Source organism: Brucella sp. 22210, from assembly GCF_052045675.1.
Taxonomy (GTDB): domain Bacteria; phylum Pseudomonadota; class Alphaproteobacteria; order Rhizobiales; family Rhizobiaceae; genus Brucella.
Genome location: NZ_JBQEPD010000009.1, coordinates 40,791 through 61,540 on the forward strand (window position 1 = coordinate 40,791; position 20,750 = coordinate 61,540).

Genomic DNA, 20,750 nt, shown 5'->3' on the forward strand with positions numbered 1-20,750 from the left:
GTCTGACTTTCAGCCCGATGAAAACCAAGCGTTAACCATTCAAGACGATTATTAGCAGATAGAAATCCTGCGTCAGAATCGAGTGATCTGGTCGTTTGGCATAATCCTGTTTTGATGTGCCCATTCAGTCCGATTGTTTCTGACATTGCCGGTCATTCCGGCTTTTTGCAGCGTATGACACGACATTCGGTCGTGACATGCTGACCAACAACGATTAGGAATGGCGTCCAGTTGAGGTCGCAAATTCCGGGACAGAGCCGACTATGAAGAATTGCATCGCTGCCTGCCTGACGCTGCTGCCCGTCTCGCTTTCCGCTGCGCCGGTTCTGGCCGCAGACAAGGACAAGCAGTTTTTCCAGACGATCGAAGGCCAGTGGTCCGGTCCCGGTGAAATCGTTGCCGGCAAGTACAAGGGCACCAAATTCGTCTGCAATCTCGCTGGTTCCACACCGGACGATGCGGTTGGCATGACACTGGACGGCAGCTGCCGCGTCGGCGTCTTTTCGCAGCCCATGAAGGCAACCGTCACGCGCGTCGGCTCCGGTTATTCCGGCAAGTTCAATGACGGGTCCGAAGGCAAAGGCCTCGATGTCACGTCGGGCTCTGTCAGCGGCAACAAGATGGTTTTCGGCCTCAATCGCAAACAGCTGAACGGCGCCATGCTGGCTCGCGTTTCGGATCAGAACACGATGAATGTCACCGTGTCGGTGCGTGTCGAAAAGGAACTCGTTCCGGTCATCGGCATGAGCCTCAAGCGCATTGATAATGTCGCCGTCGGCAGCATCGCCAAGAACTGATTGCTTAGAGCATTTCCAGCAAAAGTGCGAAGCGGTTTTGCGTAGGATAATGCGTGAAAACAACTAGATAGAGCGGTTCCGACGATTCCGTTAAGATCGGAACCTTTCTTGAGCTTTATTGGTTCCACCAGCCCGCATCCGTGCGGGCTTTTTCTATTTCGGATGATGGAACATCCGCTTTCCATTCGGCAACGCTACGCCCGGCAACCACCAATGACGGCGCTATATCGTTGAGCGGCACAAGCACGAAAGCCCGTTCCTGCATGCGCGGATGGGGGAGCTGAAGCTCCGGCAGCGCCATCGTTATCGGCTGCCCGGCAGCGTCTTTCATCGCAAGAATGTCGATATCGATAATACGCGGGCCCCAACGCTCCAACCGCACACGCTTCAGCGAGCGCTCGACATCGAGACAGGTCGCAATAAGCTCAAGCGGTTCGAGCCTGGTTTCCAACTCTGCGCAGGCGTTGTGAAACCAAGCCTGATCTGTCTTGCCCCATGGCGGGGTGCGGTAAACGGACGAAACAGCCACGACGTTTGTATCAGCGCGCGCATCCAGCATACGCAACGCACTGGCCATTGAAATGACGGGGTCGTCAATATTCCCGCCAAGGCCAAGCCAGGCGCGATAAGGTCCTGCGTCTACGCTCACTGCGGATAAACCACCGTAACCTCGACATGATCCAGAACACCCGGCACCGGCGCATTGGGCTTGCGAACGGTAATTTCCGCACGCTTGACCTGCGGAAACCGCTTGCTCAGAGCTTTGGCGACATCAAGCGCCAGAGTCTCGATCAGATAGCGCTGGCGACCGGTGATGATCTCCTCAATCACCGTGAAAGCCGTCCCATAATGGACGGTGCCTTCAATATCGTCGCTTTCCAGCGCATTGCCCGGATCGACATCCAGAATAGCGTCGACATAAAAACGCTGACCGAGTTTGTGTTCTTCATCGAACACGCCGTGGTGCGCAAAGAATGCGCAATTCATAATCCGGATCGTGTACACGGCTTCACTTTCTGTTTTCGCTGCGCTTCACTTGCAGGATAGCATCCGCAACTGCAAGAGCGTCTCTATTAAAAGCGACATTGTGAACGCGAAAGATGTCGGCTCCTGCCAGTCGCAATGCCACCGAAGTCGCAGATGTAGCTATATCACGCTTCAATGGGTCGGTCTCACCTGTGATCGTGCCCACAAAGCGTTTGCGGGAGGTGCCGACCAGCCACGGATAGCCAAAACGCTGCAACTCCTCCATCCGCGCCATCAAAACCACGTCGTCTTCGACAGTCTTGCCGAAGCCGAAACCCGGGTCGAGAACAATGCGGGATCGATCAATATCTGCCGCTGCTGCAATCTCCAGTGACTTGTTCAGGAAGACGGCGCGATCTTCGATGACATCGGGATCAGTTTCCCGGTCGCGGGTCGTATGCATGATAACAAGCCCAGCTCCGGTTTCGCGGGCAACCTCGGCAATAGCCGGTTCGCGCTGCAAGCCCCATATGTCATTGACGATATGAGCACCGGCCTCAACTGCCGCTCTGGCGGTCGATGCCCGATACGTGTCAACCGAGATAATGCAGCCGAAACGTTCCGTCAGCGCCTTGATGACCGGCACGACACGGCCCTGTTCGGTTATCGCATCGACGCTTTCCGCGCCCGGACGGGTCGATTCCCCGCCAACATCAATGATAGTAGCGCCGTCCTCAAGCATCTTTCCGGCAGCGGCGAGCGCTGTTTCGAACTCGCTATGATGCCCGCCGTCGGAAAAGGAATCCGGCGTGACATTGAGAATGCCCATGATCACGGACTTTTCCCCGAACTCAAGGCTGCGCCCGTGAGCCAGATGCCAGATTTTCGCCATTTCCGGTTATTCCTGTATAGATGCTAATTAAGGCCCGCTATGCAACCAAGCTGGCCGAATGTCATTTAACGAGATGCGTTATAGTTCTCTTGACGTTTGCATGCCAAGCTGCGACGGCAAAAATTGAGTTTATTCAGAGTTTAGAAAAAAGGTGCCAGGATATGATTTTCAAAAAGCGGATTCTGGCTTTTGGCGCAGCTCTGGCAATCTTTGCATCTCAGGCTGACGCCGCCTCAATCTTCCGCGAATTCAAATATTACACCATCAATGGCAAGACCGCAGCTGAACTGGATAAGGCACTGTCCCGCAGCGGCCCCTTTCTGAAGAAAACCGGACAACATCATCCGGGTGCAGCGGAAATCCGCTTTGACGCCAAGGTCCGTTATGGCCGCGCGCCGGGAAAATCCTGCAAGGTGCAGGACGTTTATGTCAATGTTCACGCGAAAGTTTCGTTGCCGCGCTGGGCGCAGCGCCGCAAGGCGACGCCGGAACTGGCGCTGATCTGGGACACGCTCTATCAGGACATTCGCCGTCACGAGGAAAGCCACATCGTCATTGCGCGCAGCCATGCCAGCGAGATGGAACGGCAGATTCGTGCACTTCCTTCGCGTTCGGATTGCGCCGTTCTGCGCAAGGATATCGACAAGATCACAGCGCGTCTCATGGAAGCCCATGATGAGGCGCAACAGCGCTTCGACCGCGTCGAAACTATTAATTTTGAAAAGCGCTTCGAGCGCCTTTTGACCTATCGTCTTGAAAAGATGAACCAGCTGCCGCGCTGATTACTGGGATCCGGCTTTCTGCAATCTCTTGCGCACAGCCTGCGTCATGAGAGCAGCTTCATGAAAGCCCGACAGGATCAGCTTCAGCTTGCCCGGATAATGGCAGGCATCACCAATCGCATAGATATCGGGCTGTGACGTCGCAAAGCTTTCAGGCGAAACAGCAATCGCATTGCCTGCCCTCTCCAAGCCAAGCCCGGTCAATGGATCGGGTCGCACGATCTGACCATCCGGTCCGAACGCCCCCAGACCTGAAGCAATCACCACGGCATCAGCCTTGATTGAGATCGCCTTGTCCGTCGTCAGGGCAAAGCGCTCTCCGACGCGTTCCAGCATCATTACGGTTTGACCGTAATGGAATGTGGGACCGTAAGGCGCGATCTGTTCCAGGAGCCGCGACGCCAGCTCGTCGCCCATAATTGTCGGGAAGCCCGGAATATCGAAGATCGGCTTGTCAGGATAAAAGACGGTGCATTGTCCGCCCGGCCGATCCAACGCGTCTATCAGCTGGCATTTGAACCCGAACAGGCCGAGCTGGAAAACGGCGAAGAGGGCAACCGGCCCTGCCCCGATGATCGCTATATCGCTTTTTATACCGATCCCCGGAGTGGCTGCCATCCTCTTAGTTCTGGCGTTCCGGAACCTGCACGACGAGACCGTCGATAGCATCGGTCACGCGGATCTGACAGGAAAGGCGCGAATTCGGACGCACCTCATAGGCGAAATCCAGCATGTCCTCTTCCATCGGATCGGGTCCGCCAACTGTCTCGGTCCATTCTTCATCGACATAAACGTGGCAGGTTGCGCAGGCGCAGGCGCCGCCGCATTCGGCATCGATGCCCGGAATGCCATTGCGAATGGCCGCTTCCATTACGCTGGAACCGTTATCGGCCTCTACTTCGGTACGTGCCGCGCCGTCTGCGGATACGAATACGATCTTGGTCATTTTCATTCCTTGAAACGCGTGAAACCACGCGATCTTTTATCCCTTGCGGCGGATCACCTGAAATTGGGATCTGCACGCATAATCTCGCAAAGGCAGATACGGCGTTCCGGCCCTAGTTTCAACTGTGAGAGCCCCGTTAAGCCCAACTGCGCCAATATGCCGTGTTATATAATGTAAAAGCGGCTGCGCCAGCGGTGATATAAAAGGTTTTCTGCAAAACTCTGCCTTGCCGTTGTGCAAGATTGGGGCATATGATGAGAAAAATGGGAATGCAGACAATCGGATCAACGAATCCTGCGCCCAGGCAATACATCTTAAAGTTGCAATACCGGAACGTAAATTCGAAATACGGGCAATTTTGTTAACGAATTCGCACCGCCTTTCGAGCCGCAAAAAGCGACCCCTGCCGATTTCCACAACTTGCTAATAATTGCAAAAAGCCCGGAAACATCGCATTTTAGTGAAGCCAAACGTTTTCTGTTAACCTTGTATTTAAAGTTTTAGGCATCAGCGGGCGTCGCCTATTTCCTTAACAGGACCGAGCCGGTACGATGCAAAATGGCGGATAAAGTTTAGTAACGGCTCTTTGACGATCCGGCCGTCACGGTAATTGAGTACGAGGTAGGCGAACAATGGCTTCCAAATCCAAGGCACAGAAGCTCGACCTTGAGGTTGAAAAGGCACTAGAACAGGCACTCGACATCGACTTCGGCGATGATCTCGATATCGATATGGACTTAAGTGCGTTCGACGAGAGCTTCTCGGTCGACGATCTGGAAGAGCAGATTTCGCGCGCCGCTGAAGAGCTGGTCGCGGAACAGAAGACGAAGGCAGCAGAACCTGCGAAAGTCGCATCAGCGGCAATCGAAACCAGGGTTGCGCCAGTCGTTTCTGCATCCGTTATCGCCACGCCTGCCGCGCCGCCTGTGCCGCCGGTGGTCAAAGCCGCGCCAGCAATTCAGCAAATCGTCGCCAATACGCCGCACAAGCCTACCCCGGTTAAGCCTGACACGAAGCAAGCCGCTCCCTCGCCTCAGCTTGCAGACGTGCCGGAAGCTCCGGAGGCCATCCTGCGTCCTGTTGCACCGGCAGCGACCGTTAGCGTTGCCACGCCTGCAGCACGCACGCCCGCCAACGACGACTCCCGCAACGACCGCGCTATCGCAACCGCGCCGCGCCGCGTGACCGAACGTTCGTCCAAGCTTTACTGGACCACCACAGCCATCAGCGTGCTTTGGGCCGCCGGTGGCGTTGCACTTAGCAAGGCTATCGATCCGACTGTTTTCTCCAGTCTTGAAGCCACCAAGGACTTCTTCACTTCGCCTGCTGGCATTGGTGTGGTTGCAGGCGTTGCCCTGCCCGTCGCCATGTTCTGGGGCTTTGCGCAGCTTGTGAAGCGCGCACAGGAAATGCATAACGCCGCGCGCAGCATGTCTGAAGCCGCCATGAAGCTGCTTCAGCCGGAAGCCGTATCGGCTGACCGCGTTTCGACGCTGAGCCAGGCTGTCCGCCGCGAAGTGGCTGCAATGAACGAAGGCATCGAACGCACGCTTGCCCGTGCTGTTGAGCTGGAAACCCTCGTTCAGTCTGAAGTCAATCAGCTTGAGCGCGCTTATAGCGACAATGAAGTTCGCATTCGTTCGCTGGTCGGCGATCTGGGCAATGAGCGTGAAGCCGTTGTCAGCCATGCCGAACGCGTCCGCTCCTCGATTTCTGGTGCTCACGAACAGCTCAAGGAAGAACTGTCGAGCGCATCCAACATCATTCGCGACAATGTTCTGTCTGCTTCCCAGCAGCTCAGCTCGCTGTTGAGCGAATCTGGCGAACGCCTGATTGGCAGCATCAATGAGAGCGGCAGTTCTATTGCCGAAGCCATTGAAACCCGGACCGGCGATATCGGCTCGCGCATCACGACTTCGGGCGAGGCTTTTGCCAATCTGCTCGACACGCGTATTGCGACACTGGACGAACAGTCCCGCACGATCTCCGAGCGCTTCACGACGGCTCTGGACGAACGCGCCGCTGGCATTGCCAACCTGCTTGGCAGCTCCACGGAATCGATGGTCAGTGAGTTCGACACGCGCCTTGCCAATCTGGAAGGCACCTTGTCTGAACGCGGCCATGCCCTGCTTTCCGAGTTCGAGGCTCGCGCCCACGCACTCGACAGCAGCACAGAGAAGCTCAACGCCGCTCTGGAAACCCGCTCGCGCCAGATCAACGAAAATCTCATCGCCCGCACGCGTGAAATCGCCGAGACCTTCTCCGGCGGTCGCGCTTCACTCAGCTCGATGATTGATGAAACCAAGACGAAGATCAGCGACGATCTGACCTCGATCGGTGAAAGCGTCGGCAATCTTCTCGGTGAAAAGGCAGCTTCCTTCGCTGGTAAGCTGGCCGAAAGCCGCGATGTACTGGCCGCTTCGCTCGAAGGAGAAACCGACCGCGTTTCGGCAGTCATTCGCGGCCATGCTGATACGCTGGCAGCCCGCACCGATGACATTCGCAATGCGATTGACGGCAGCGCATCGGCGCTCAATTCTGTCGCCGATAATCATGCCGCCATTCTGGCAGAGCGTACCAATGCGCTGCAGCAGGCAATGGCGAGCCATTCGGCACTGCTGGATGCGAGCTTTGCCGATCATGCCCGTTCGCTGGAAGAACGCGCTTCCGCTCTGCATACCGTCATCACCGGCAATCAGGCCATGCTTGCTCAGCTGATGGATGAACGCACGGCTGCAATGCGCGATAATTTCAACGAAAATCGCGAAGTCATGGCGCGCACCTTCGATGAACGCGTCAGCTCGCTTCAGGCGCTCATTGCCGACAACCAGTCTTCGCTGGCACGCATTCTGGACGAACGCGCGGCAACGCTCGGCGAATCCATCGCAGCCGGACGCGACGCTTTCGAAGCAACGCTTGGTGAACATGTTCGTCATGTCGAAGAACGCACAAGCGGCCTGCGCACTGTTCTGAGCAACCACAATGACTCGCTGGTTGATATTCTGAACGGACATGAGCAGACAATTGAAACGCGTGCAGCGGCCATCCGCGCAACGCTGAGCGACAGCACGTCTTCGCTTAACCAGTCCCTGCAAGACCATAGCGACGTTCTGGATCAGCGCACTGCCAATCTGCGCGGCGCAATTGCCGACAGCGCTTCCGCTATTGGACAGGCTTTCGAAGGCCAGACCGGCATTATCGAAGGACACACCGCCAATCTGCGCAGCGTCATCGCTGAAAGCGGTGCCGTTATCAATCAGGCATTCGCAGGTCAGAACGGCGCGATTGAAGAGCTCACCGCCAATCTGCGTAACGTCATTGCCGATAGCAGCGCCATCATCAACGATGCTTTCGCAGGCCAGACCGGCATTATTGAAGAACGCACGCAGACCATGGAAAAGGCGCTTTCTATCGGCGTCGACAATGTTCGCCGTGCGCTGGAACAGAGCGCTGGCGTTGTTGCTACCTCGCTGCGCGAGAAGATCGGCGAAGCGGCAAGCACGCTTTCCGCAGAAGCTGCCAAGGCCGGTCAGGCTCTGGATGGCTTCGGCGAAGCCTTCAGCGCACGCCTGATCGACAATCTGTCGGGTACGGAAGCACGTCTCGGTGACCGCGCCGATGCGATTGCCGGACGTCTCGGCGACATCGAAACCCGCCTCACCGGCGAACTCGGCTCCATCGAAGCCCGTATCGCCGATACGGCTGCCAAGACCAGCGAGACCCTTGCCGGTCACAGCGAAGCTTTTGCAGCCAGCGTTGTCGATAATCTGGCAGGTACAGAAGTCCGCCTCAATGAACGCGCTGGCGCTATCGCGAGCGGTCTTGAAGCCATCGAGAACCGCCTCACCGGCGAACTCAGCGCTATCGAGGCTCGCATCGCCGATACCGCATCGAAGACGAGCGAGACCCTTGCCGGTCACAGCGAAACCTTCTCGGTCAGCGTTGCCGACAATCTGGCAGGCACAGAAGCCCGCCTCGTGGAACGCGCCGACGCGATTGCCACCCGTCTCGGTGACATTGGCTCGCGCATCACGATGGAACTCGGTTCTGTGGAAGCCCGCATCGCGCAGGTTACGGATACGACGGCTGTCACTCTTGAAGAGCGCACGCGTGAACTCAATGCAGTTCTCTCGGCTCGCTCGCAGGAAATCACCAAGATCCTCAACGATACCGCAGAGCCGCTGGTACAGCGCCTTGCCGATAGCGGACGTGGTCTGGCACAGCAGCTTGAAGAAGCAACCCATGCCGCAACCGACCGCCTGCGTTCGGAAAATGCCGCGCTGGTCAATGCACTGGCAAACCGCACGGCAGAAACCATCGCAGCTGTTCAGCAGGCAAAAGCTGGTCTCTCCGACAATGTCAGCGAGCTGATCGACCGCCTCTCCACTTCGAATGGCGAGCTTGGCAAGCTGATCGACGCTGCAACGCGCAACCTGACTGATATCGACGGGCGTCTCGTCGACACGACGTCCAGCTTCGTCGAAAACACCAATCGGGCTGCGCAGATGTTCCAGGCCTCGACCGGTCTGATCGACACCAATATCGGTACGCTGCGTGCGCTTTCCGATAGCACGCTGTCGCAGATCGCCGACATTGCAGACCGTTTCGAAGACCATGGAAAGGTTCTTTCCTCGGCCTCCGACATGATCAATTCGGCTCAGAATGGTCTCGTCACCACGCTGTCCGACCGCCAGCAGGCGCTCGACAAGCTGGCTTCCGGCCTCGTGGAAAAGTCGGAAGGTATTGAGAAGCTCATGCAGTCCTTCGAAACTCTGGTTGCCTCGGCATTCCAGCGCGCAGAAGGCCAGACCCGCGCCTCGGCGGAAAAGATGCGCGAAAGCGTTTCGGAAATCGTCGAGCAGGCAGCCCAGAAGTTCTCGGCAGCAACCGACGATATCCGTCGCACCGCTGGCGAAATTCGCACCGAGCTGAACACCACGCGCGGCGAGCTGAAGCGCGGCGTTCTCGATATGCCTGCCGAAGCCAAGGAAACCACGACCGCCATGCGCAAGGCCGTGAGCGAGCAGATCAGCGCGCTCAAGGAACTGGCAGAAATCGTCAACAAGTCAGGCCGTCTGGTCGACGTTGGCGAAAGCCGCGCAGACCGTCCGGTTTCGCGTCCTGCACCCGCTGCACAGCGCCCGGCTCCTGTTCAGGCACCAGTTCAGCCCTCGGCAGCTCCGGTCGCACAGGCTGATGTTGCCGTTCGCCAGCGTCCGGTTGAAATGCCCAAGGCTCCGGCAGCAACGGCACCTGCTGCCACCGCTGAAAAGCCTCGCGGCTGGGTTTCCGATCTCCTTGCCCGCGCATCGCGTGAGGAAGAAGAAGCCGTTCAACCAAAGGCACAGCCAACCGCCGCTCCGCGTTCGCCAAGCCATGTGGTTGAATCGCTGAACTCGCTGTCGGTCGATATCGCCCGCGCTATCGATCATGAAGCATCGGTTGAACTCTGGGATCGCTACCGCCGTGGCGAGCGCAACGTCTTCACCCGTCGCCTGTACACGCTCAAGGGTCAGCAGACTTTTGACGACATCAAGCGCAAGTATCAGACGGATGGCGAATTCCGCCGCGCTGTGGACCGCTACATGGACGACTTCCAGCGCCTGCTTGAAGATGTCGCCCGTAACGACCGCGACAACATGGTGACGCAGACCTATCTGACGTCCGATACCGGCAAGGTTTACACCATGCTGGCCCATGCCAGCGGCCGCCTGCGCTAACAAGCGTTAGAGACATAACTAGTCAGAACGCGGCCTTCGGGCCGCGTTTTTTGTTGCTCTGACAGGATAAAAACCGGCGCAGTGTACGTAGGCGCAGACGCGGCAAAGTCCGCCGTTCCCGGGTTTCTGATGCCAAATAAAAAAAGGCGGGGTTCAAAGCCCCGCCTTGTTCATTTCTACCGATCAGCTCGAACGTCTATGCGACTTAAATAGCGGAAACTGTCCAGCCGACAATTTCATTTGCGGCACGATCAAAGGCTGCATCGAGCGCCTTCACGTAAGCCGCATTACCGGTTCCGCTGACAGGCGCAGTACTCCGGAACACCCGCGTTGCGCGCACTTCACCGGTCTTGTCATTCATAAGCTTGATGGCGAGTTCCACAACAGCAGTTCTGGAGCCGCCGCTGACCTGTACACCGAACATACGAAGGTCTGTCAGGATCTGATAATTGATCGCCAGACCGTCACCCGGACGGCCAACGCCGCCAAACACCCCGGTATTCTCATAAGCCTGGACGAGGCGGGACTGAACGATATTCGTCAGCCTGTCGCCCCACTGCGCGCCTTTGAGATATTCGATGGAACCCGGCGCGGAACTGATCACGATATTTTCGCTATCGAGCGCCTTCAACGCTGTCGGCGTCGGAACTAAAAGCTGCAAGCTCTTGCGGCTCGGCGACGACACAGCTGGCTTCGGCGTCGTCAGATTGAACGTATCGAGAGGTGTCGTTCCACAGCCAGCAAGAAGCGCCGCCAGAACAAGCGAAACAGAACCTGCGAGAGAACGGTTGCGGCGCGATTTCACGTTCATAGACCCGTTTGTCGAATTTTCAGCCGAGAAAATCAATGACGCGCCCTTCCGTTATACTGAGGTACACTGCCTTGCCCGCCGAAAATCAAACGTTGCGGGTTGCGTTCGAGTTCTGTGATCGCCTGTTCTATACGCTGTATGGAGCGGCGGCTGTCAACAACCACAGACTGCACGTCCCTAAGACCCTGGCCTGAGAAACGCTGCAAATTATCTGCAATCGGTCCCAAGCGCTTGTCGAGATTGTCCGAAGTCTGGCGAATGGATTCAAGCGTCGCCTTGGCCTGCGCCACAACCCCGTCCTTGTCATCCGTGGACAGAAGCTTGTCGGTCTTGGCCAGAATGCCGTCAACGCGAACCGACGCAGCATTGAGACGCGCCATCGTTTCCTTCGCGTCTTCGATGATCTGCTTGATGTTACCGGCATTGGAGCCCAGTTCGTCGATGACATCGGCATTTTTGGCCAGTGCATCGGTGAATGTCTTGGTATTGTTGATCGTGTCGGTCAGAGGACCACGGGCTTCTTTGACAAAGCCTTCCAGCTCGCCGAGCACCGTGTTGGCGCGTCCGAAAATGTCCTGTGCGGTGGCGAGGAGATTGTTGACCGCAGACGGGTCAGCGTCGATACGAGCGACCGATTCTTCCTTGGCTGCTTCTGTCAGCAGGTTAGGCTCATCCAGACGGCCACCCTTGAGTTCGATATAGGCCTGACCGGTCAGACCCTGAAAGCCAAGCGTTGCGGCAGTCGAACGCGTGATTGGTGTGCTGCCGTTCACGCGGGTCTGCACGATCACCATTTCCGGGTTGCTCTCATCGAGATGCAACCCCCGAACGTCACCGACCTTGATACCGTTGAACAAAACCTGACTTCCAACAGTCAGGCCCGTTACCGAGCCGGGAATACGCACATCCATGGGAATGGATTCACGAGCCTCACCGAAGCGCGCAATCCAGTACACGAATCCGAAAGCCAGCAGGCTGACAAGCAGCGTGAAAACCCCGACCAGAACGTAATTGGCTTTTGTTTCCATATCTTATCCCGTCTGCAAGCGGCTGCCGGGCCGCCGTCTTGATGGCGCCGAAGTATCGATCTGGCGCGCTCGCTTGCCCCGAAAATAGGATTTAACCCATGGGTCGTCTACATGCAGCATGTCTTCAATCGTGCCGCTGACCAGCACTTTCTTGTTCCCCAGAACGGCAATTCGGTCACAGATGGCGAAGAGGCTGTCGAGATCGTGCGTGACCATATAGACGGTCAGACCCATCGTATCGCGCAGGTTCGCAATCAGCTCATCAAACTCCGCAGCGCCGATCGGATCGAGCCCCGAGGTCGGCTCGTCGAGAAAAACGATATCCGGATCGAGCGCCAGCGCACGCGCCAAAGCGGCGCGCTTGATCATGCCGCCTGAAAGTTCAGATGGAAATTTCTCAGCCGTATCCGGCTTCAGTCCCACGAGATCAATCTTCAGTCGCGCCAGCTCATCCATCAGCTTTGGCGACAGATCGAGATATTCGCGCATCGGAACCTGAATATTCTCAAGCACGTTGAGCGCGGAAAACAACGCGCCGTGCTGGAAAAGAACGCCCATCCGCATGTCGATGGCCATTTTCTCCATTTCATTGAGACGATCAATGTTGCGACCGAGAATCTCGATTTCGCCGGACTGCTTCTTGTTCAGCCCCAAAATGGTGCGCATCAGCACGGACTTGCCTGATCCTGATGGACCGATGAAGCCCAAAACCTCGCCCTTGTAGATATCGAGCGAAAGCCTATCCAACACTGGCGAACGGCCAAACGAAACCGTTACGTCGCGTACCGAAATCATCGGTATCGCCGTGTGATGGCTTTCATCCTGCTGTGGTTGCGACTCTACGTCGATACCGTTCTCCATACCTATTCTTTAACCGAGCCAAGCTTCCGACTGAACAGCCGAAAGCGACCGCAGGTTCAGTTTTCTGTGTAACTGTGTCTCAAAGAACCCAAACAAAACAACGGTCATATAAATCTCTAGAAATTAATCGCTGCGTAGAACATCGCAAACATGCCGTCGACGACGATAACCACGAAAATAGCCTTCACCACCGATGCGGTGACCCGGCGTCCAAGTGATTCTGCACTTCCGCCGACTTTCATACCTTCGACCGAAGCAAGAATACCGATGATCATTGCCATGAACGGTGCCTTGATCAAACCGGCGAAATAGGTATTCAGCGCTACTGCATCATGCAGACGGCTGATAAAGGCTTCCGGCGAGATATTGGAATAAAACCACGCGACGCCGCCTGCCCCGACCAATGCGGCCAGATTGGAAATGATTGTCAGCAGCGGCAGCACGATGACGAGGGCAACAAGGCGCGGAAACACCAGAACGCCTACGGGATTGAGCCCGATAACCGTCAGCGCGTCGGTTTCTTCGCGCATTTTCATGGAGCCAATTTCAGCAGTAATCGCGCTGCCGGAGCGGCCTGCAATCATGATCGCGGTCAAAAGCACGCCCAATTCACGCAAGACCAGAATGCCGACCAGATCGACCACGAAAATCTCAGCACCGAAGTAACGCAGCTGAAAAGCACCCTGCTGCGCGATGATCGCACCGACGATGGTCGACATCAGAATGATAATGGGAATGGCACCCACGCCCATGCGATCCATCTGCGTTACGATGGCGGCAATCGGAATCCCGCTTCCGCGACCATATTTGAGCTGCGCACCGCGAATAGTGGCACCCAGAATATGCATCGACATCTTGAAGTCGTCGTAAATCGAGACGACGCCACCGCCAAGGGCAGCCAGAAAAGCAATGAGAAAGAATGGTTTCTTGGTGCGAGGAACATCGAGCGCCCGCTCAACCGCACCGCCAACTTCATCCATCAGCGGTGCCCAGGATTCGCGAATGCCTTCAAGCTGCACATCGGCCTTCTGGGTCACGAGACGCTGCCTCAGCCGCTCGACAAGCCAGGCGCCTGCCGTATCGAGGCCGGATATGCCGGAAGCATCAATATGCGTGGATTGGCTGCCCGCGACTTTTTCGAGGCTGCGCATCTTGTCATCGACAAGATGAACGCTTTGCGAAACCCAGCGTCCGCTCAAGCGAACGAGGCGCACGCCATCCTGATCCGCCACATCGATCTTTGGCGCGACATTCGCGGCAGCTCTTGCTTTGTCAGCAGTGTCGGTCAACATGGCAAACCTCATATACGAGTCGTAACACGACCGAAATACAGCGTATTGGAGCATCCGCCCGATGAATCAGACGAATACCCCAATTCCGCGCTCTCACGCACCATCTCATCCCAAAAGCCCATCAACTTTTCGGGATTGAGATTCGGAAGGCTCTCCATGCAGAATACCTTGAACATCCTTGTTGAACGCTACCCCATCGCCGGAAAATTCACAATTTCGCGTGGGTCAAAGACTGAAGCTGCCGTTGTTGTGTGTGCAATTGGCAACGGTGAGCATCAAGGGCGTGGCGAATGCGTACCTTATGCGCGCTATGGCGAGAGCATTGAAAGCGTCACCGCGTCAATCGAAGCCGTCCGGGCCGAGATCGAAGGCGGCGCGACACGTCAGGACATTCAGAAGCTGATGCCTGCCGGTGCCGCGCGCAATGCCGTCGACTGTGCCTTGTGGGATCTAGAAGCCAAGATCAGCGGTAAAAGCGTTGCCGATACGCTGGGCGGTGAATTCAAGCCGCTTGAAACGGCGATTACCGTTTCGCTGGGCACGCCAGAGGAAATGGCAGAATCCACGGCCAAAGTTGCACATTATCCGCTGATCAAGGTGAAGATGGGCGGCGAGAACGACATTGAGCGCATTCGCGCCGTCACCGATGCAGCACCAAACAGCCGCATCATCATTGATGCGAATGAAGGCTGGACCGATGCAAATATTGCCGAAAACATGCGCGCTGCCGCCGATGCGGGCGTGATCCTGATCGAACAACCCCTGCCTGCTGGTAAAGATGCGATACTGAGCGAGATTGAACGCCCGGTCATGATCTGTGCCGACGAAAGTGTCCACACGTCAGAGGGTCTGGAAGAACTTGCCAAGCGCTATGACGCCGTGAACATCAAGCTCGACAAGGCAGGCGGACTGACCGAAGGTCTGGTGATGCGCGAAAAGGCCATTGGTCTTGGCCTGAAAATCATGGTCGGTTGCATGGTCGGCACATCGCTTGGTATGGCGCCCGCGGTGCTACTTGCCCAGAAGGCAACGGTTGTCGATCTCGACGGACCGCTGCTTCTTGCGCATGATCGTGATCCGGGCCTTCGTTACGACGGCGCGCTTGTTTATCCGCCGGAAGCGACCGTCTGGGGCTGAGCGGCCTCCTGATAGGTCCGCGAAGGGCGATCACCAGCAATCGAGGTCAAAGCCTCTTCAAAAATGTCGCCACAGGTTTCCCACGTAAAGGGCTTCAGAACCTGTTCGGGATCGAAGGGTTCAAGCTCCAGCGCGGCCATGCAGGCCGCGTGCAAATCTTCTGAAAGAACGCCTGCGCCCGTCGCACCGATGACGTCTTTCGATCCCGGCACAGGAAATGCCGCGACAGGCAGGCCTGACGCAATTGCTTCCAGCAGAACAAGGCCAAACGTGTCTGTCCGGCTTGGGAAAACGAACACATCAGCCGACGCATAGGTTTCCGCAAGCGCCTCACCTTCCCGCTTACCGACAAATACGGCATCCGGAAAACGTGATTTCAGATCATCGAGCGCCGGGCCGTCACCGACGATCAGTTTGGTACCGGGAAGATCGAGACTAAGAAATGCCGGAAGGTTCTTTTCCGTTGCCACGCGCCCAACGCAGATGAAGACAGGCCCCGGCAGATCGCGGTTCACATTGGCGCGGGCGTGAAAGACGCCGCGATCCACGCCGCGCGTCCACAGATTGAGGCCGGTAAAGCCGCGCTCTTTCAGATCATCCAGAATGGATTGCGTCGGCACGAGCGTATGCGACGCGGCATTGTGGAAATGCCGCAGAAATCCATAGCTCCAGCTCAAGGGAACCGGAAAACGCTCCGCCACATATTCGGGAAAGCGCGTGTGAAAACTGGTGGTGAAACTCCAGCCCTTTTTCAGGCAAGCCTGCCGCGCCATATAGCCCAGCGGACCTTCGGTAGCGATATGGATATAGTCCGGCTTCATCTGTACGAGCCGCCGCCGAAATGCACCGGGCGTAGTCAGAGCAAGCCTGATCTCGGGATAGGTCGGGCACGGTATCGATTTATAATCGAGTGGGGAAACGACGATCACCTCGTAGCCCCGTGCGCGCATCATTTCTTCGCACTTGGTCAGTGTCCGAACGACACCGTTGACTTGTGGATGCCAGGCGTCGGTGACGATGACGAGCTTGTTCATCCGGCAATTTTCGCCGCGTTGCGGGCAGCACGTGGTAGCCGGACAATTCTGTTGTCATCAGCCCGGCTGTCCTGCGCAATGGCTTTGCCGCCGGACGACTTCTCGTCGCGCATCTGGGTCCAATTCACCAGTTCCATGCGACCGTCGAAATGCTCCAGCACCGCCGTGCAACTTTCCACCCAGTCACCGGTATTGATATATTCAACATCGTTCATTTTTTCGATGGTGGCGTGGTGAATATGGCCGCAAATGACGCCATCGACGCCGATGCGCTTCGCCTCTTCAGACACGACCGTTTCGAACTCGCCGATGAAATTGACCGCCTTTTTCACCCGGAATTTCGCCCAGGCCGAAAATGACCAGTAGCGCAGGCCGAAGAGAGACCGCACACGGTTCATCAATGTGTTGATCCAGATCGCGGTATCATAGGCCCAGTCGCCGAGATAAGCGATGAAACGGGCATTGCGCACCACCACGTCAAACTGATCGCCGTGGATCACCAGAAACTTGCGGCCATCCGCCGTCTCGTGAATGGAGCGGTTCATGACTTCAATACCGCCAAAATGCGTTCCCTGAAAATTACGCAGGAACTCATCGTGATTGCCGGCGATGTAGATGATATTGGTGCCCTTGCGGCTCTTGCGCAGCAGCTTCTGGACAACGTCGTTATGTTCCTGCGGCCAGTGCCAGTTGCGCCGCAACCGCCAGCCATCGACGATATCGCCGACCAGATACATCGTATCCGCATCATGGTAACGCAGGAAATCGAGAAGCAGGTCGGCCTGCGCGGCTTTTGACCCCAAATGCACATCCGAGATGAAAATCGTCCGGAATTTCTTCGCTTCTGCTGCGTCAGTGCTCATTTTGGTTGTCCCTCTCAATGGCAACCTGAAACTGCATGCAGAAAACCTGATTCATGTCACAGGGGCATGACGGGACTGTAACGCGCATATGACAGCTGCCGACGGACCAGCCGTCGCCCGAAAACCACGATCACAGAACATTGAGCGTGAAAAACACCGAAAAACGTTCAAATCGGGCGCAAGAAAAGTGGACACATCAGCGCGTCAACCAGAATCCGGTTGATTGCCCTTGGCGCTTGGTGGCATGTCTCCATGACCTTTAAAAAAGCAAAGAGGATCGAGCCGTGGATTTGGGCTTGAAAGGTCGCAAGGCAATCGTATGCGCTTCCAGCAAAGGTCTGGGCCGCGCCTGCGCCGAAGCACTGGCCGAAGCAGGATGCGATATCGTGCTGAACGGTCGTAGTGAAGAAACACTGCTTGAAGCAGCTGAGGCCGTCCGCTCGGCCTATGGCGTCAATGTGGTTACCGTGGCTGCCGATGTTTCGACCCCGGAAGGCCAGCAGGCTTTGCTTGCCGCCTGCCCCAACCCCGATATTCTCGTCAACAACAATGGCGGGCCGCCTTTCCGCGACTTCCGTTTGCTCGACCGCGAAGCCCTTCTCGAAGGCGTGACGCAGAACATGGTCACCCCCATTGAGCTGATCAAGGCAGTCATCGACGGCATGGTCGAGCGCGGCTTTGGCCGCATCGTCAACATCACCTCCACCTCGGTCTATGCGCCCATTCCGGGGCTTGACCTGTCGTCCGGGGCCCGTGCCGGGCTGACCGCCTTTCTGGCTGGCGTTGCCCGCACCGTTGCGGGAGCCAATGTCACCATCAACAATATCCTGCCCGGTGCCTTCGACACCGACCGCCTGCGCAAGGGCTTTGCCTTCTCGGCAGAGAAGACCGGTACCACAGCAGAAGCGGAAGCAGCCAAGCGCGCGGCGCGTATCCCGGCAGGACGCATAGGCCAGCCGGAAGAGTTCGGAAAAGCTTGCGCCTTTCTCTGCTCACAGCATGCAGGCTATATAACGGGGCAGAATCTCGTTATTGACGGCGGTGCTTATCAGAGTGCCTTCTGACGCGGCCATTACATTACAGATAAACTCATTCTCCAAAACGGGCCTAATGGGACGTGAGAGTTTAAGTTAAAACCAGAATGCCCGACCCACGTGTTTAAAGGCTCGGTGTGCATGTAATTGCACCCTCCACGCGCCGTTCATCATCCCGGCGGTGCGGAAAAATGGAAAGCGATGCGACTATGACCAAGAAAACTCCTTCCACGCCGACGCGTTCGGACTTCGATGAAGCAGCTCTGTTTTTCCATCGATATCCGAAGCCCGGAAAGCTGGAAATCCAGTCAACCAAGCCGCTCGGGAACCAGCGTGACCTTGCGCTCGCTTATTCGCCGGGCGTAGCCGCTCCCTGCCTCGCCATTCAGGAAGACCCGGCAACCGCCGCCGAATACACGGCGCGCGGCAACCTCGTGGCGGTCGTTTCGAACGGTACGGCTGTTCTCGGCCTCGGCAATATCGGCGCGCTCGCATCGAAGCCGGTCATGGAAGGCAAGGCGGTCCTGTTCAAGAAATTCGCCGATATCGATGTTTTCGACATCGAAATCGACGCGCTTGAAATCAACCGTGTCGTCGACGTGGTTTCCGCTCTTGAGCCGACCTTCGGCGGCATCAATCTGGAAGATATCAAGGCGCCGGAATGTTTCGAAGTTGAAGAACAGCTTCGCGCAAAGATGAATATTCCGGTTTTCCATGACGATCAGCATGGTACGGCGATCATCGTAGCCGCCGCAGTGCTGAACGGTCTGGAGCTTGCTGGCAAGCAGATTGCAGACGCCAAGATCGTCACCTCCGGTGCCGGTGCGGCGGCTCTCGCCTGCCTCAATCTTCTCGTCAATCTCGGCGCCAAGCGCGAAAACATCTGGGTCTGCGATCTGGAAGGCGTGGTCTATGAAGGCCGCAACACGCTGATGGACCGCTGGAAAGAAATCTATGCGCAGAAGACCGACGCACGCACCCTGGCCGATGTCATCGGCGGCGCGGATGTGTTCCTCGGCCTTTCAGCAGCAGGCGTCCTGAAGCCGGAACTGCTCAATCAGATGGCTGAAAAGCCGCTGATCATGGCGCTGGCCAATCCGAAGCCGGAAATCATGCCGGAAGAAGCGCGCGCTGCGCGTGCCGACGCCATGATCTGCACCGGACGGTCCGACTATCCCAACCAGGTCAACAACGTTCTTTGCTTCCCATACATCTTCCGCGGCGCACTCGATGTCGGTGCAACCGCGATCAATGAAGAAATGAAGCTTGCCGCCGTGCGCGCCATTGCGTCGCTTGCGCGTGAAGAACCTTCCGATGTCGCTGCCAAAGCCTATTCCGGCGATACACCGACCTTCGGCCCGGACTACATCATTCCCTCGCCTTTCGATCAGCGCCTGATCCTGCGTATTGCTCCGGCTGTCGCAAAGGCTGCGATGGAAACCGGTGTCGCCACGCGCCCGATCGAAGACATGGAAGCCTATCTCGACAGACTGAACCGCTTCGTGTTCCGCTCGGGCCTCATCATGAAGCCGGTTTTCGCTGCGGCCCGTTCGCAAGACAAGCCGAAGCGCGTCATCTATGCCGATGGTGAAGACGAGCGCGTGCTGCGCGCCGCACAGGTGGTGATCGAAGAACGTATCGCCGCGCCAATCCTCGTCGGTCGTCCGCAGGTTGTTGAAACGCGCCTGCGCCGCTATGGCCTGAAAATCCGTCAGGGTGTCGATTTCGAACTCATCAACCCTGAAGACGATCCACGCTACCGCGACTATGTCGACCTGTACCTGTCCTATACGGGCCGTCAGGGCGTCACGCCGGAAGCTGCCCGCACCATCGTGCGCACCAATTCAACCGCGATTGCGGCGCTTGCTGTGATGCGTGACGAAGCGGATGCGATGATCTGCGGTCTTGAAGGCCGTTTCGAGCGCCATCTGCGCGTTGTGCGCCAGATCATCGGCATTGTGCCGGGTATCCGCGATTATTCCGCGCTCAGCCTGCTGATTTCGCAGCGCGGCGCGCTGTTCCTGACCGACACCTATGTGAATGTCGATCCGAATGCCAACGAGCTTGCCGAAATGGCAATTCTCGCCGCCAAGGAAATCGACCGCTTCGGCATTGTGCCGAAGGCTGCTCTGGTTTCGCATTCGAACTTTGGTTCGAAGGAAAGCGCCAGTGCGGAAAAGATGCGGCAGGCTGCGGCTATTCTCGCGGAAAAGGCTCCAGATCTTGAATCTGACGGCGAAATGCATGGTGACTCGGCCCTGTCTCAGGCGCTGCGCGACCGCGTGTTCCCGAATTCGCGCCTCAAGGGTGAAGCCAATCTTCTGGTTTTCCCGAACCTTGATGCGGCGAATATCACGCTCAACGTCGTCAAGACCGTCACCGACGCCCTGCATGTCGGCCCGATTCTGCTCGGTGCAGCACGCCCTGCGCATATTCTGACGCCTTCGGTGACATCGCGCGGCGTCGTCAACATGACCGCTCTATCGGTAGTGGAAGCGTTGCAGCGCGCAGGCGAAGCGCCTGCCCGCAAGACAAAGCTCCGCAAGTAAGCATCTTCCAAAACAAGAAAGCCGGCACAGTATCCACT

General features: G+C 57.0%; 17 protein-coding genes and 1 pseudogene. 7 read left to right on the forward strand and 11 right to left on the reverse strand.

What is annotated here, in order from left to right; genetic code table 11:
- Positions 1–263: 263 nt before the first annotated feature.
- Positions 264–797, forward strand: coding sequence for a hypothetical protein (locus ACTJKP_RS13280; RefSeq protein ID WP_078338574.1), 534 nt, complete (start codon positions 264–266; stop codon positions 795–797).
- Positions 798–912: 115 nt separating this feature from the next.
- Here the strand turns inward: ACTJKP_RS13280 and folK are convergent, their stop codons facing one another.
- From folK to folP, 3 genes are all read right to left on the reverse strand, one after another.
- Positions 913–1,374, reverse strand: coding sequence for a 2-amino-4-hydroxy-6-hydroxymethyldihydropteridine diphosphokinase (gene folK, locus ACTJKP_RS13285; RefSeq protein WP_440631086.1), 462 nt, complete (start codon positions 1,372–1,374; stop codon positions 913–915).
- A gap of 68 nt (positions 1,375–1,442) precedes the next feature.
- A complete protein-coding gene (gene folB, locus ACTJKP_RS13290; RefSeq protein WP_078338572.1) occupies positions 1,443–1,802 on the reverse strand; it encodes a dihydroneopterin aldolase in 360 nt (119 codons plus the stop codon).
- 4 nt (positions 1,803–1,806) lie between these two features.
- Complete coding sequence (gene folP, locus ACTJKP_RS13295) at positions 1,807–2,655, reverse strand: dihydropteroate synthase (protein WP_440631001.1); 849 nt, start codon at positions 2,653–2,655, stop codon at positions 1,807–1,809.
- A 161-nt stretch (positions 2,656–2,816) separates the two neighbouring features.
- Between folP and ACTJKP_RS13300 the strand changes: the two genes are divergently transcribed.
- Entirely contained in the window at positions 2,817–3,437 is a 621-nt protein-coding gene (locus ACTJKP_RS13300) for a DUF922 domain-containing Zn-dependent protease (RefSeq protein WP_078338570.1), read from the forward strand.
- Here the strand turns inward: ACTJKP_RS13300 and ACTJKP_RS13305 are convergent, their stop codons facing one another.
- Positions 3,438–4,055 (reverse strand): FAD-dependent oxidoreductase, encoded by a 618-nt coding sequence (locus ACTJKP_RS13305; RefSeq protein WP_440631002.1) that lies wholly within the window; start codon positions 4,053–4,055, stop codon positions 3,438–3,440.
- 4 nt (positions 4,056–4,059) lie between these two features.
- A complete protein-coding gene (locus ACTJKP_RS13310; protein WP_078338655.1) occupies positions 4,060–4,383 on the reverse strand; it encodes a 2Fe-2S iron-sulfur cluster-binding protein in 324 nt (107 codons plus the stop codon).
- A 609-nt stretch (positions 4,384–4,992) separates the two neighbouring features.
- On the opposite strand from ACTJKP_RS13310, the pseudogene ACTJKP_RS13315 reads away from it, so the two are divergent.
- Both ACTJKP_RS13315 and ACTJKP_RS13320 read left to right on the forward strand, forming a co-directional pair.
- Positions 4,993–7,574: pseudogene (locus ACTJKP_RS13315) on the forward strand (kinesin); the annotation flags it as partial.
- Between the two features lie 93 nt (positions 7,575–7,667).
- Entirely contained in the window at positions 7,668–10,103 is a 2,436-nt protein-coding gene (locus ACTJKP_RS13320; RefSeq protein ID WP_440631088.1) for a hypothetical protein, read from the forward strand.
- A 205-nt stretch (positions 10,104–10,308) separates the two neighbouring features.
- Here ACTJKP_RS13320 and ACTJKP_RS13325 read toward each other — a convergent pair whose 3' ends face one another.
- The 4 genes from ACTJKP_RS13325 to ACTJKP_RS13340 form a co-directional block, all read right to left on the reverse strand.
- Positions 10,309–10,908 carry an ABC-type transport auxiliary lipoprotein family protein gene (locus ACTJKP_RS13325; RefSeq protein ID WP_440631089.1) on the reverse strand — a complete coding sequence of 200 codons (600 nt, stop codon included), beginning with the start codon at positions 10,906–10,908 and terminating at the stop codon, positions 10,309–10,311.
- Positions 10,909–10,946: 38 nt separating this feature from the next.
- Complete coding sequence (locus ACTJKP_RS13330) at positions 10,947–11,942, reverse strand: MlaD family protein (protein WP_078338566.1); 996 nt, start codon at positions 11,940–11,942, stop codon at positions 10,947–10,949.
- Between the two features lie 3 nt (positions 11,943–11,945).
- Entirely contained in the window at positions 11,946–12,803 is an 858-nt protein-coding gene (locus ACTJKP_RS13335) for an ABC transporter ATP-binding protein (RefSeq protein WP_078338565.1), read from the reverse strand.
- Positions 12,804–12,919: 116 nt separating this feature from the next.
- Complete coding sequence (locus tag ACTJKP_RS13340) at positions 12,920–14,095, reverse strand: MlaE family ABC transporter permease (protein ID WP_440631003.1); 1,176 nt, start codon at positions 14,093–14,095, stop codon at positions 12,920–12,922.
- A gap of 156 nt (positions 14,096–14,251) precedes the next feature.
- Here ACTJKP_RS13340 and dgcA point away from each other — a divergent pair, with 156 nt between their 5' ends.
- Positions 14,252–15,232 (forward strand): N-acetyl-D-Glu racemase DgcA, encoded by a 981-nt coding sequence (gene dgcA / locus ACTJKP_RS13345; protein ID WP_440631004.1) that lies wholly within the window; start codon positions 14,252–14,254, stop codon positions 15,230–15,232.
- Here dgcA and ACTJKP_RS13350 read toward each other — a convergent pair.
- The gene (locus ACTJKP_RS13350) at positions 15,202–16,266 is read right to left on the reverse strand and encodes a glycosyltransferase family 4 protein (protein ID WP_440631005.1); all 1,065 of its coding nucleotides are present in this window, start codon (positions 16,264–16,266) and stop codon (positions 15,202–15,204) included. The genes dgcA and ACTJKP_RS13350 overlap by 31 nt on opposite strands.
- Complete coding sequence (locus tag ACTJKP_RS13355; protein WP_440631006.1) at positions 16,263–17,129, reverse strand: UDP-2,3-diacylglucosamine diphosphatase; 867 nt, start codon at positions 17,127–17,129, stop codon at positions 16,263–16,265. The genes ACTJKP_RS13350 and ACTJKP_RS13355 overlap by 4 nt, the downstream gene beginning before the upstream one ends.
- Positions 17,130–17,413: 284 nt before the next feature.
- Between ACTJKP_RS13355 and ACTJKP_RS13360 the strand changes: the two genes are divergently transcribed.
- Both ACTJKP_RS13360 and ACTJKP_RS13365 read left to right on the forward strand, forming a co-directional pair.
- Entirely contained in the window at positions 17,414–18,193 is a 780-nt protein-coding gene (locus ACTJKP_RS13360; RefSeq protein ID WP_440631007.1) for an SDR family oxidoreductase, read from the forward strand.
- A gap of 179 nt (positions 18,194–18,372) precedes the next feature.
- Positions 18,373–20,712, forward strand: a complete 2,340-nt coding sequence (locus ACTJKP_RS13365) for an NADP-dependent malic enzyme (RefSeq protein ID WP_440631008.1) — start codon at positions 18,373–18,375, stop codon at positions 20,710–20,712.
- Positions 20,713–20,750 lie beyond the last annotated feature (38 nt).